The organism is Dolichospermum sp. UHCC 0315A (genome assembly GCF_008121535.1).
Classification (GTDB): domain Bacteria; phylum Cyanobacteriota; class Cyanobacteriia; order Cyanobacteriales; family Nostocaceae; genus Dolichospermum; species Dolichospermum lemmermannii.
In genome coordinates this window covers 724785-739410 of record NZ_CP043056.1, presented here as the reverse complement: position 1 = coordinate 739410, position 14626 = coordinate 724785, and the positions used below count along the sequence as shown (strand labels likewise).

Below are 14626 nucleotides of genomic sequence, written 5' to 3'. Positions count from 1 at the left end.
AAGTATGAAACCCACTTTCTGCACTTTATTTATAATATGCGAATATTGCATTTCTAAACTGAATCATCTTGCGACATAATAGAAATAGAAATTCTATCTTTAGGATTGTTAAGAATGTATCAAACAGATCCGCCACTTTCCCCTAAAGAAACATTACCGACAATGTATGATCTTCCTAGCGAAGATCAAGATCAACCTGGTTTGCCAGATCAATTTCATTTATTCCAACCACAATTATTAGCAGAAACATTCCGTCCACCTGACTATCCTAGGGACCAAATATTTACAGGAAGTGATCTGAATCTTTATTATGATTTGCGTCATCCTTCATGGTATAAACGTCCAGATTGGTTTGCAGTATTAGGTGTTCCCTCTCTTTATGATAAAAGAGATTTACGGTTAAGTTATGTAGTTTGGCAAGAAGGAGTAAACCCTCATATTATAGTTGAATTACTCTCACCTGGAACAGAAAAAGAAGACTTAGGGCAAACATTAAGAGATGTCGAAAAACCTCCTGGTAAATGGGAAGTTTACGAACAAATTTTAAGAGTTCCCTACTACGCCATCTTTGATCGTTATAAATCTGAATTTAGAATGTTTCAGTTAACTGGCGCTCGTTATGCTGAAGTAGAATTATCAGATTTTCGGTTTTGGATTCCCGAAATAGAATTAGGTTTAGGAGTGTGGCAAGGAAGTTATAAAACCGTCGAAATGCCTTGGTTACGTTGGTACGACAAAGACGGTAATTGGATATTAACCAGCACAGAGGAGGAAAGACAGAAAGCTGAACAAGAAAGACAAAAAGCTGAACAAGAAAGACAAAAGTTAGAACAAGAAAGGCAAAAGTTAGAACAAGAAAGGCAAAAAACCGAAAGATTAATTGCCCAACTTCGATCGCTTGGTGTTGAACCAGATTTAGAATAAATACAATCTCTCGTTCCCAGTCTCCGACTGGGAATGCCACCATAGAGGCTCTGCCTCAAAGCAGTTAATTATTTTGATTTTCCTTAGATAAATCCGTCGGTGGTCTATCATTACTCCAAGCCCACCAGACATAACCGCAATGACAATGGTAAAATTCTTGCCACTTACGACGACGATCTGGGGTACTGACAGGAGACCTTCTATTTAACCACACATTAACGGCTTCTCGACTACCAGCATGGCATTTGGGACAATGGAATTGATAGGCGTGTACGGCTTGATTAGTCCATTCTGGCGGATTGGGATCAAAAGCGTCCATATAAATATAAACTGTAATAGAGTGTAATCTTAGTAGTCATTGAATATACATAATTATGACTAACAATGGATATTATGGAACCAAATATTGAAATTCGTCGGTTGTTGGATGTCATGCCTGCTTCTGGGCGGATGATGACTAAAATCGTCAGTAAACCAGAACGAAAACAGGTAATAGATGCGGCTTTTCCCCTGCCATTGAGTCAAGCAAGACCAATATATATTAATTTCGACTTATGGAGACGGTTGACAAAACCCCAACGAGATTTACTCCTATTACAGAAGGTAAGCTGGTTAATAGGGGTGAAATGGTTACAACCTAATATTTATCAAGGTGTGGTGTTAGCAGGGCTTGTAGGCGGAATACTGGAGGCAGTCCAGGCGGATGTGGTAGGTGTGGTAATAGCCGGGGGATTAAGTGCTGTAGCGGCTATCCGGATTTGGCGCACGAATAAATCCCAGGAGTCAGAATTAACTGCTGATACAGTCGCTATTAGAATCGCCCAAAGACGAGGTTATTCAGAAACTGAAGCCGCCCAACATTTGTTAACAGCTATTGAAGTAGTAGGAACAATAGAAGGGCGTTCTGGTTTAAATTTTAGTGAATTAATTCGTTGTCAAAACTTGAAAGTAATTGCTGGTTTATCACAAGTTGGTATTCCTAAAAATTATCAATAGATGTACATTCAAAGGGAACAGGGAACGTAGATACCAGGATACCCATTTACCCGTTAGAGGGTGTTTGAAAAGTCCCTCATGGTGTATCAAATATTTTTAGATCCCCCTAAATCCCCCTTAAAAAGGGGGACTTTGACTCTAGTTCCCCCCTTAACAAGGGGGGTTAGGGGGGATCTGTAAGTGCCTAAAATCACAACCTAAAACTTTTCAAACATCCTCTTAGAAATCGAAGAATCATAGTACGAATTTCTGTTATTATGGTTGTGCTATTTTCTGTACGCCCCTAACGACTACAATTAAACTCACAGATAACAAAGTTATAAATTAGCAATGCAAAGCAATTCTTCTTTGGAAAAGCAGCCACAACTTACAGAGGAAACGAAATCATTTCCCCTCTCCTACGGTCAACAAGTGATGTGGTTTCTTGACCAGATAGCACCCCAGAGCATCGCATACAATATCTATACAACAGTACGGATAAACTCAGAGTTAGATTTGGAGGCATGGCACAGAGCGTGGCTTCAGATTGTAGAACGTCATCCTATCCTACGAACTACTTATGCACAGTATGAAGATCAACCTATTCAAGTAATTCACCCATACCAAGAGATAGATATTAAAATAACAGATGCTTCTACTTGGGAATTAGACTACTTAGAAAAAAAAATTCTGGTAGAAACCGAGCGTCCTTACAACTTGGAAACAGGTCCAGTATTGCGGGTACATCTATTTACAAGATCATCAGCAGAACATATCCAATTACTGGCCATGCACCACATTGCTGGAGATATGTGGTCTTTTGACATATTATTAAATGAACTGCAAATTCTGTATGCTACAGAAGTAAAAACATCGTCTCAAGCTGACTTACAAATTATTGAAAATTCAGATATTTATAATTCTCAAACAGATAATAGTCTCTCTCTTCCAAAGCTATCATACACAGATTATGTAAGTTGGCAGACCGAGATGTTGTCAAGTTCTCAAGGTGAACAACTTTCAGCATACTGGCATAAACAATTAACAGGTGAGTTGCCAGTTTTAGATTTGCCCTTAGATAAACTTAGACCAAATGTGCAAACCTACTCTGGTAGCACACACATCATCAAGTTAGATGAAGAATTGCTTTCCAGGCTGAGAAAGTTGTCAGAATTAGAAAAAACCAGCCTGTATAGAATTTTCCTGGCTGCATTTTTTATCCTATTTTACCGCTTATCAGGACAAGAAGACATCCTAGTAGGTTGTCCAGTTGCAGGTCGGTCAGGTAAAAAGGAATTTGAAAGTATTATTGGCTACTTTACAGACCCCATAGTATTACGTGCAAATCTAGGGGAAAATCCCACCTTCAGAGATTTTCTTGCTCAAATACGTCGCAGAGTTTCTGAGGGTAAGAAGCATGAAGATTATCCCTTTCCCCTATTAGTAAAACAGCTTATTCATGAAAGAGATTCTAGTCGTCCTCCTCTGTTTCAAGTTTCTTTAACTTGGCAAGAGCATCGCTGGTATGATAATAGCCAAAAATCATCTTTAGTGATGTCGCCATTCTTAATAGAAGGACATCAACGAGGATCAGCATTTGATATAGATTTGGCGATTATTAAAACTGGTAGTGAGTTTAATTTTTGCTGGCAATACAACACTGATCTGTTTAATATTTCCACTGTAGAACGAATAGCAGGAAATTATCAAACCTTGCTAGAAAGTATTTTAATTAATCCACAGCAACCTATTTCCCAATTACCATTGTTAACAGAAGTTGAGCAATATCAATTATTAGTTGATTGGAATAATACTAAAAAAGAATATCCATTAGATAAATGTATCCATCAATTATTTGAAGAACAGGTAATCAAAACACCTGACGCTATAGCGGTAGAGTTGGAAGGGGAAAAACTAACTTATCAGGAATTAAATCAACGGGCAAATCAACTAGCAAATTATCTGCAAAAACTGGGTGTAAATCCAGAGGTTTTAGTAGGAATTTGTGTAGAGCGATCGCTGTTAATGGTAGTAGGATTATTAGGGATTCTCAAAGCTGGTGGTGCTTATGTTCCTTTAGATCCAGCTTATCCAGCCGAGCGTTTAGCTTATATGTTAGATGATTCTCAGGCAAAAGTGCTACTAACTCAACAGCAGTTAGTGAACTCAATACCGAATACTGACTTACAAGTAATTTGTTTAGATACCAATTGGGAATTAATCAGCACTCAAAGCGATAAAAACCCACAAACTCAAGTTAAAGCCAATAATTTAGCCTATGTAATTTATACCTCTGGCTCCACAGGAAAGCCGAAAGGAGTAATGATTGAACATCGGTCTTTAGCGAACTTTGCCCAAACGGTAAAAGACAAATATGAGATGAGCAATAGAGACAGAGTTCTGCAAGCTGCATCGATCAGTTTTGACGCAGCCGCAGAAGAAATCTATCCCTGTCTAGTCTCTGGTGCAACCTTAGTGCTACGGACTGCTGAAATGTTGGGTACTGTCTCCACATTTATCCAGAAGTGCTGGGAATGGGAATTAACAGTATTAATGATGGGAACAGCATACTGGCACCAGCTAACGGCAGAATTAGCAACAACCAATGAAACCCTACCACCATCAGTAAGGTTGTTAGCTAATGGTGGAGAACAATGGCTGCCAGAAAAATTGAACCTGTGGCAAAAGAGCATGGAATATAGATCGCGCGTTCAGAATTTAAAAGCGCCACCGATGTTAATGAACGGCTATGGACCAACAGAAGCAACCGTATTATCAACGGTATACAATTTATCGGAGTTGCGCCTAGAGAATACACAGGGACAGCAAATCATTGGCACTCCTTTTGATAATGTCCAGACTTATATTCTTGATAGCTTCCTCCAGCCCGTTCCTATTGGTGTACCAGGGGAATTGCATATTGGTGGTATGGGTTTAGCTAGAGGCTATCTCCACCATCCAGATCTAACAGATGCAAAATTTATTGCTCATCCCTTTAAGCAATCAGAACGTATTTACAAAACAGGAGACTTAGCTCGCTATTTACCTAACGGTAACATTGAGTTTCTGGGTCGCATTGACAATCAGGTGAAAATACGCGGTTTTCGCATTGAACTGGGGGAAAATTAAACCAGTTGGTAGGACAGAAAACCTCCCGCTCTCCTTTGCACAAGCGAGATTGTGGTTTTTAGACAAATTAGATCCCAATAGTGCGTTTTATAACATCCCTATCCTTTGGCGGTTTAGCGGGAAACTTAATGTAACTGCGCTACAATCGAGCCTGAACGAAATCATCCGTCGACATGAAGCGTTACGGACAAACTTTGTCACACAAGAAGATCAACCTATTCAGGTTATTGCTGAAACTCTTTTTTTGCCACTAGAAATCGTAGATTTGCTGTATCTGCCAACAGAGGAACGAGAAGTGGAAATGCAGCGATTAGTTCTAAATGAGGCAGTGCGATCCTATGATCTAGAAAGAGAACCTTTAATACGTGCCACTCTCTTACAGCTTACCTCAACAGAGTACATTTTTATCCTCACAGCGCACCATATTATTTTTGATGGTTGGTCAACAGGGGTATTTGTCCAAGAATTAGCAACACTCTACACTGCATTCTGTAATGACAAAACCCCTCAAAAAGTTGTTGAACTGCCTGAATTACCCATACAGTATGCAGACTTTGCCGTTTGGCAGCGACAGTGGTGGGAACAAGGGAGAATTACAGAGCAGCTATCCTATTGGCAGCAACAACTTCAAGGCGCTCCCACCTTATTAGAACTTCCTACCGATAGACCCAGACCTGCTATTCAAACAAACCGGGGAAAACATCAACAATTTACACTTCCTCAGTCCCTAGGTGAGTCCATGAACCTACTTAGCAAGGGTGCGGGAGTTACCCCATTTATGACGTTTTTTGCGGCTTTTGTTACCTTGCTTTATCGTTACACAGGGGAAAAGGATATTGTAATTGGTACACCCATTGCTGGTCGTAATCGTCCGGAAATAGAAGGGATAATTGGTCTTTTTGTGAATACTTTAGTGCTGCGAACTGATTTGTCAGACAACCCCAGTTTTGAGCAGTTACTAATGAGGGTGCGGGAAGTATCTCTGCAAGCATACAGTCATCAAGACCTGCCCTTTGAGAAATTGGTTGATGCTTTGCAAACTGAGCGTTCTTTGAGTCACTTACCTCTGTTTCAGGTGATGTTTGATCTCCAGAATGTTCCTATATCAAGTTTAGATTTGCCAGGGTTAAGTATAAGTTCATTTCCTGTGGAAACGGGAATAGCGAAGTTCGATTTAGCTCTCTCAATTGAGAATACATCTTCTGGATTGATAGCCGAATGGGAATATAATAGCGACTTGTTTGATGATTCAACAATTGCTCGCATGGCAGGAAATTTCCACACTTTAGTAACAGGAATTGTCGCCAATCCACAGCAACCTATTTCCCAATTACCATTGTTAACAGAAATTGAGCAATATCAATTATTAGTTGATTGGAATAATACTAAAAAAGATTATCCATTAGATAAATGTATCCATCAATTATTTGAAGAACAGGTAATCAAAACCCCCGACTCTGTAGCAGTAGAGATTGAAGGGGAAAAACTAACTTATCAGGAATTAAATCAACAGGCAAATCAACTGGCAAATTATCTGCAAAAACTGGGTGTGAATCCAGAGGTTTTAGTAGGAATATGTGTAGAGCGATCGCTGTTAATGGTAGTAGGATTATTAGGGATTCTCAAAGCTGGTGGTGCTTATGTTCCTTTAGATCCAGCTTATCCAGCAGAACGTTTAGCTTATATGTTGGATGATTCTCAGGCAAAAGTGCTATTAACTATTGTAGAGACGTTCCATGGAACGTCTCTAGATTCTGCGGTACAAGTAATTTGTTTAGATACCGATTGGGAATTAATCAGCACTCAAAGCGACAAAAACCCACAAACTCAAGTTAAAGCCAATAATTTAGCCTATGTAATTTATACTTCCGGCTCCACAGGAAAGCCGAAAGGAGTAATGATTGAACATCGGTCTTTAGTGAATTTAACCCAAACCGTAAGAGATAAGTATGGGATGAACAATAAAGACAGAGTTCTTCAAGCTGCATCTATTAGTTTTGACGCAGCCGTAGAAGAAATCTATCCCTGTTTAATATGTGGTGGAACTTTAGTGCTACGGACTGCCGAAATGTTGGGTGCTGTCTCCACATTTGTACAGAAGTGCTGGGAATGGAAATTAACAGTATTAATGGTGGGAACAGCCTACTGGCAGCAGTTAACGGCTGAATTAGCAACAACCAATGAAACCCTACCACCATCAGTAAGATTGTTATCAACTGGGGGAGAACAATGGCTACCAGAAAAATTAAAGTTGTGGCAAAAGTGCATGGAGGAGAGGTCAAGTATTCAGAATTTAAAAGCACCACCGCTATTAATGAACGGCTACGGGCCAACAGAAGCAACGGTATTGTCAACAGTATACGACTTATCAAAGTTAGCAACAGAGGATACACAGCCAAAACAAGTAATTGGCAATGCTTTTGATAATGTGCAGATTTATATTCTTGATAGCTATTTACAACCAGTTCCTATGGGTGTACCAGGGGAGTTGCATATTGGTGGTATGGGTTTAGCTAGAGGTTATCTCCACCGTCCAGATTTAACAGATGCAAAATTTATTCCTCATCCTTTTAATCCATTAGAACGTATTTACAAAACAGGGGATTTAGCTCGTTATTTACCCGACGGGAATATTGAGTTTTTGGGTCGCATTGATAATCAGGTGAAAATACGCGGTTTTCGCATTGAACTGGGGGAAATTGAAACTTTACTGATTACACACCCCCAAATATCAGAAGCGGTAGTGATTGATTCTGATGATATTCCAGGTTCTAAACGCTTAGTTGCATACATAGTAGGGACGTTGAATGAAACGTCTTTACCCCAGTCGCAATTGCGTTCTTTCCTGAAACAGAAGTTACCAGATTACATGATACCTTCTGCTTTTGTGGTTTTGGATGCTCTGCCTCTTACCCCTAATGGTAAGGTAGATCGGCGTGGTTTACCTAAACCTGATACAACAAGCCATAAAATAGAAACGGATCTAGCAGCACCGCGCACGGAGTCTGAAGAAATACTAGCAAAAATATGGTGTGAAGTTCTGCATCTTAAACAAGTTGGTATCCATGACAATTTCTTTGAGTTGGGTGGAGATTCTATTCTCAGTATTCAGATTATTTTTAAAGCTAAACAAGCTGGATTACAATTAACGGCTAAACAGATATTTCAAAACCAGACGATTGCTGAATTGGCGGCAGTAACTAACATCACTCAGACGGTGAAAGCAGAACAAGGTTTGGTAACAGGATTATTACCGCTGACACCTATTCAACACTGGTTCAAAGAGCAAAATTTCCCCGAACCTCACCACTTTAATCAGTCATTGCTGCTGGAATTATCTGGGGTAGTTGACTGGACTTTATTCCCGGAAGTGCTGCGACAATTATTATTACATCATGATACTCTGCGCTTACGTTGTCCGTCCAATGGGGAACAGATTAATATTACCCCTGATGATACTATTCCTTTTTCTTATGTAGATTTATCGGACATCCCAGATAGGGAACAAAAAGCAGCTATTGAAGCCACTGCTAATTCCCTGCAAACTAGCTTGAATATTGCTTCTGGTCCAATCATACAAGTAGCGTTTTTTTGTCTAGGTACTAACAAATCCAGCCGATTATTAATAATTATTCATCACCTAGCAGTAGACGGCGTTTCTTGGCGAATTTTGTTAGAAGACTTAGAAACAGCTTACCAACAGATTAGTCGCGGTGAAAAAATTCAGTTTCGTCCTAAAACGACCTCTTTTAAATATTGGGCTGAGAAACTAAATTCTTACGCACAGTCTGATAGTGCAAAGCAAAAACTAACTTATTGGCAAGGTATTCCATCTACACAAATAACTCGTATACCAGTCGATCATGCCTTGGGTGCTAATACTGTAGCATTCAATCAGATCATATCAGTTTCACTCTCACCAGAGGAAACCCGCGCTTTATTGCAGGAAGTTCCTAAAGCTTATAAAACCCAGATTAATGATATCTTGCTAACTGCTTTATTGCAGACTTTAGGTAGTTGGATTGGTAGTAATTCTGTGTTACTTGATCTTGAAGGTCATGGACGAGAAGATATTTTTGAAGATGTAGACTTATCGAGGACAGTCGGTTGGTTTACGACCATCTTTCCCGTACTTTTAGAGTTAAAAGCAACAGATAATCTGGGAGATGCTATTAAGTCGATCAAAGAACAACTGCGTGCTGTTCCCAACCGAGGTATTGGCTACGGTTTGCTGCGTTATTTGAGTGGTGATAAAGATATTATCTCTCAACTTTCAACAATGCCAAAAGCTGAAGTTAGTTTCAATTATTTGGGACAATTCGATTGGGGAAGACAAGAAAATTCCTTCTTTAAACTAGCTTCTGAATCAGTGGGAGCGGAACATAGCCAGCAAGAGAATTGCAGTCATTTACTAGATATTAATGGACTCGTAGTAGATGGTCAGTTAAAACTAGATTGGACTTACAGCGAAAATTTTCACCACCGAGACACTATTGAAAATCTCGCTGAAGATTTTGCAGCAAATTTGCGTTTTCTAATTACTCATTGTTTATCTATTGATGTATCTGCAAACCAGGAAATTTACGGCTTTTCTCAACCAATAAATAATTATCAGCATCAGGAAAATAATGTTCCTGTCCCCCTACATTTATTAGAACTGACTCAAGATATCTCTGAGTTATTACCTGATGATACACAATTCGCATATCCTCTTGCCAAAATGCAGGAGTTTATGTTGCATCATTACGCGAATGATCATCAAAAAATGGGGGTTTATCATGGACAGGAATTATTAGATATATATGATGAAAATCTTTCTATAAATGTCTTCAAGAAAGCTCTACAAATTCTAGTAGAAAAACATCCAACTCTGAGAACGGTGTTTATTTTTCAGAACGGAAAACCATTATGTCAAGTGGTTAGAAAAAATCTGAAATTTTCCATCAATGAACAAGATATTAGTAACATCAAATCAGACGAACAGGAAAATTACATTAATGCAATCATAAAGCAAGATAGGCAAAATTTATTCAACGTTGAGAATTGCAATGAAGCACTTTTTAGATTATGGCTTGTTCGCAAAGCTGAAAATAGATTTGAGTTCTTTATGTCAATGCACCATGCAATTACAGATGGTTGGAGTGGTATTGAATTTGTAAATCAACTAGAGGAATTATATTCTGCTCTCAAGCAAGGAGAAGAAATAACCGTGATTTCTGCAAATAATGTACATCAGGAATTTGTCGCTTTAGAGAAAGAAATCATTAGCTCAACAGAGGCATCAAATTTCTGGAAACTTCATTTGCAAAATTACAAATATAAACCATTGCAGCCGTTAAAGACAACCGTATTTCAAGTAAAGTCTGCTTCCGATAGCCAGAAAGCCATAGAAGACAACTTTAACGCAGAAATAATTCTTGATTTACGTGAATGTTGTCGAAAATTAAAAGTTTCACCAAAAGCAATTTTCTTGAGTACATACCTGGATCTCATTAGTATTGTCATGAAAGAAAATCAGGTTTCTGTAGGAGTTATTTCTAATGGTAGGATAGAAAGATTATCTGATCCCTTCGGAGCTTTGGGTTTATTCTGGAATATTGTGCCATTTTGTCAAACAATTACAGAAGATAAAAGTGTGCAAATTAAAAATGTCCAGCAAACCCTAATTGATATCGAACCTTTTGTGAGATATCCACTGCTGGAAATTTTGTCAGATCAAAAAACAACGGAATTATTTTTGGCTACGTTTAATTTTGTAAATTTCCATAATACCAAAACTGTGGACAAGCATACTAGCTTAAAGGTACAGAGAAAAATGATTTATGACAAGTTTAACTTTCCTTTAAATTATGCTATTTCCATGGAATCATTATCAGGAAATGTCAGCATTCATGTAGAATACGATCAGACATATTTTAGTTACAAAGATATTCAATCAATGCTGCAAAATTATGTTGAAATCTTAAAAGATAGAGTTTATGGATAAAAATTGCTGGAAACCTATCAAACTTTTATATGTAGTTGGACTTTAGCCCTTTTGACGAGTTAATTAAGAGGATTTAAACATGAAAACCCTGATTATTGACAACTACGATTCTTATACTTTTAACCTTTACCAATTGATTGCAGAAGTCAATGGAGAGTATCCCACTGTGATTTGTAACGATCAAGTTATATGGGATGAACTCAAACAGTGGGAATTTGATAACATCGTGATTTCACCAGGTCCTGGTCGTCCAGAAAAATCAAAAGATTTTGGTATTTGTCGTCAAATGATTGAAAATGCCCAAGTACCACTTCTAGGCGTTTGCTTGGGACATCAGGGACTAGGATTTAGCTATGGAGGAAAAGTTATTCACGCGCCTGAAGTTCGACATGGTCGGCTCAGTGAGGTTTATCATACTGCTACTGATTTGTTTGCGGGAATACCTTCTCCTTTTTCTGTGGTGCGCTACCATTCTTTGCTGGTTGCAGATGACCTACCGGACTGTTTAGAAAAAACAGCGTGGACAGAGGACAACCTGATCATGGGAATGCGCCATCGCTCTTTACCAATGTGGGGTGTGCAGTTTCATCCAGAGTCCATCTGTACTGAGTATGGACATACTTTGTTTGAGAATTTTAAAGAGATTACCCAAAAATTTGCCCAGGAACGAGATAAAAGTCCGAAAAAACATTATTGGACAGGAAATAACGGGAATGAGACTTTACCCACAAATTCTACTAACAAAAAACAGCAACAGGAATTTGAACTTTGTACGCGCAAATTGAATTTGTTTACAGTGAGCGAAGCCGAACTGTGTCCCGATACAGAACAGATGTTTGTACATTTGTTTAGTAAATCAGCCAGTGCATTTTGGTTAGATAGCAGTCGGGTTGAACCTGGTCTTTCTCGCTTTTCTTTCATGGGAGATAACAGTGGTGAAAACAGTCTCCTAATCCATTATCGGACGCAAGGGCAGGAACTGACAATTACACAGTCCGATACTGTCAGTTTCAAAACAGAGGGGATTTTTGATTATCTCCAGCGGGAAATTGAACGGCGACATTGCCCATCTGATGATTTACCTTTTGATTTCAATTGTGGGTTCGTGGGTTATTTTGGCTATGAATTAAAGGCACAATGTGGAGGGAAATTGAATCACTCTTCTACCTTACCTGATGCCATATTTTTGTTAGCAGATCGGATGATTGCAATTGATCACCAAGAGCAAACTATTTATCTGCTTTGTCTAATTCAGCAGGGACAAACAGCCTCCGCAGAAGATTGGTTTGAAACGATCAAATACCAAATTGATCATCTTCCCCCGCTGTCGCCTGTTGTTCCTAAGAAGAAAGAAACACCTGTTATTTTTCGATTAAGCAGATCTGAAAATACTTATCTTGATGATATTAAAAAATGTTTGCAAGAAATTCATGAAGGAGAAACTTATCAAGTTTGTTTAACAAACCAGATTCACACAGACACAACAGCAGATCCTCTGGAATTCTATCGTTCATTACGTCAGATCAATCCTGCTCCTTATGCGGCATTTTTGCGCTTTGGTGATGTGGGAATTGCCTGTTCATCTCCAGAGCGATTTCTGCAAATTGATCGCCAAGGTTGGGTGGAAACAAAACCCATCAAGGGAACTCTACCACGAGGAAAAACACCTGAAGAAGATTTTATTCTACGCGATCACTTGCAAAATAGCGAAAAAGATCGAGCGGAAAATCTGATGATTGTGGATTTACTGAGAAATGATCTGGGACGGGTTTGTGCTGTGGGTACTGTTCATGTTCCCAAATTAATGGCTGTGGAAACCTACGCTACAGTACATCAATTGGTGACAACAATTCGTGGTCAATTACGCGCTAATATGAGTGCTGTAGACTGCATTCGTAACGCCTTTCCTGGGGGTTCTATGACGGGCGCACCTAAGATTAGAACCCTGGAAATTATTGATAAATTAGAGCAAGAAGCGCGGGGAGTTTACTCTGGGTCTATTGGCTTTTTAGGATTAAATGGTTCAGCCGATTTGAATATTGTTATTCGTACTGCTGTGATGACGGCCGAACAAACTTCCATTGGTGTTGGTGGTGGTATTGTAGCACTTTCTGATCCCCAGATGGAGTTTGAAGAAATCATGCTGAAAGCTAAAGCATTGATTCAGGCAATGATGATTACAAATTGTGGAGTTATTGATCCCGATCAATACTCTATCCAGGGAATAAAAACAACAACTTCTGATGGCTATGAAAAAGTAGGTGTATAAGCAATGAATAAACAACTAATTTTTGCAACTCTTGGACCTGTTGGAACTTGCCATGAATTAGCGACTCAATCTTATATTGAGTTTCAAGAAGTGGCTAATGCCAAAATAGAACTGTTCAATGATCTGTTAGACGCACTGGAGTTACTACATGATGGTAAAGTTGACTTCATTATCCAAAACTCTGCTCATCCTAAAGTTTATGAATTAACAGAAAAATACTTTCGGGAAGTATTCGTGATTGATAGCTTCTTATGTCCAACCCGTGCTATGGGACTCCTAACTCGTCGTGATGTAGAACATCCCCGCAGTCTGGGATTAATGCCTGCTACACGGGCTTATGTCAATACAGAACGCTACTCAACTTTTATCCATGAAACGGCGAAACCTGTGGTGGGTCAGAACTTGCTGGCGGGTAAGTATGATAGCGGTATTGCAGCTTTACAATTTGCTGAAGAAAATCCTGATGTATTAGTAGTTGATGAAGTTATTGGCTCTGTCCAAACAGCTTGGCTCGTATATGGTCGTCAACAAAATAGACAGCAGGGAGTTATTGGGATCAAAAATCCTCAACTTTTCCAATGAGAACTTTCTGGTGTCTGATTCTCTTCCCATTTATATCAATTTACATAATTAGAAAATGTCAACATTTTTCCCAGTTCCTCAAACTATCAAGCCGCGCCCAGATTTAGAGTTGACACTTTTTCGTTGTCAAGAAATAGTTATTCAACTAGCTAATATCTCACCAGGAGCAATTTTTGAACCTCATCAACATCCAGAAAGCCAAATGGGTATGCTTTTTTCGGGTTCAGTGGAAATCAATGTTAATGAAAAAAAAGCAATTTTAGAGCCATTTCAGCAGGTCTATATCGCAGGTTCTAATGTTCCTCATGGTTCTACAATTCTTTCTCAAGAAACCGTGCTAGGAGTGGAAATAAAGTACCTAATAGGATCATCTCAAATAGATAAAAATATTGATGAACCTATTCTCAAACTACGGTCTACCATAGATAAAGCTACAGGTTTTTCTGGTAATTTCGGCATTTGTTCATGGTTTCAAATAGCCGTTTTAGAAATTCCCGCACACGAAAAATTACCCACTTATGCAAGTACCAAAAACGAAATTGGCATTATTATTAATGAGCAAATCATGATGAAAGTAGGTGAAGAAGAAAAACTTTTAGAATATGGTAGCATTTACCATGCTCCCCCAGGTATTTACCATAGTGGGTATAACACTTCAGATCAAACGATTTCTTTAGTTAAGGTTTCACTATAGATACCCAACTTCTAAGAAAATTGATGCTAATAAATGAGAAGATTGGTAAGAAAATTTGGGAATCTGA

Annotated in this window: 8 protein-coding genes; 7 read left to right on the top strand and 1 reads right to left on the bottom strand. The window is 38.8% G+C overall.

Annotated elements, in window-relative coordinates; all coding sequences use genetic code 11:
• The first annotated feature begins 114 nt into the window (after positions 1-114).
• On the top strand, positions 115-924 hold the full coding sequence (locus BMF77_RS03370; protein WP_148760654.1) for a DUF874 family protein: 810 nt from the start codon (positions 115-117) through the stop codon (positions 922-924).
• A 64-nt stretch (positions 925-988) separates the two neighbouring features.
• On the opposite strand, the gene BMF77_RS03365 is transcribed toward BMF77_RS03370, so the two are convergent.
• Positions 989-1243 (bottom strand): hypothetical protein, encoded by a 255-nt coding sequence (locus BMF77_RS03365; RefSeq protein WP_148760652.1) that lies wholly within the window; start codon positions 1241-1243, stop codon positions 989-991.
• 74 nt (positions 1244-1317) lie between these two features.
• Between BMF77_RS03365 and BMF77_RS03360 the strand changes: the two genes are divergently transcribed.
• The 6 genes from BMF77_RS03360 to BMF77_RS03335 all read left to right on the top strand — a co-directional run bounded on the left by BMF77_RS03360 (position 1318) and on the right by BMF77_RS03335 (position 14559).
• Positions 1318-1920: a DUF3318 domain-containing protein gene (locus tag BMF77_RS03360; protein ID WP_148760650.1), complete on the top strand. Its 603-nt coding sequence runs from the start codon at positions 1318-1320 to the stop codon at positions 1918-1920.
• 330 nt (positions 1921-2250) lie between these two features.
• A complete protein-coding gene (locus BMF77_RS27640) occupies positions 2251-5028 on the top strand; it encodes an amino acid adenylation domain-containing protein (RefSeq protein ID WP_246863057.1) in 2778 nt (925 codons plus the stop codon).
• Positions 5009-11014: a non-ribosomal peptide synthetase gene (locus BMF77_RS03350; RefSeq protein WP_148760648.1), complete on the top strand. Its 6006-nt coding sequence runs from the start codon at positions 5009-5011 to the stop codon at positions 11012-11014. Before BMF77_RS27640 ends, BMF77_RS03350 begins: the two co-directional genes overlap by 20 nt.
• Before the next feature lie 79 nt (positions 11015-11093).
• Positions 11094-13283, top strand: coding sequence for an aminodeoxychorismate synthase (gene pabB, locus BMF77_RS03345; protein ID WP_148760646.1), 2190 nt, complete (start codon positions 11094-11096; stop codon positions 13281-13283).
• A 3-nt stretch (positions 13284-13286) separates the two neighbouring features.
• Positions 13287-13865 (top strand): hypothetical protein, encoded by a 579-nt coding sequence (locus BMF77_RS03340; RefSeq protein ID WP_148760644.1) that lies wholly within the window; start codon positions 13287-13289, stop codon positions 13863-13865.
• A gap of 55 nt (positions 13866-13920) precedes the next feature.
• Positions 13921-14559: a cupin domain-containing protein gene (locus tag BMF77_RS03335; RefSeq protein ID WP_148760642.1), complete on the top strand. Its 639-nt coding sequence runs from the start codon at positions 13921-13923 to the stop codon at positions 14557-14559.
• Positions 14560-14626 lie beyond the last annotated feature (67 nt).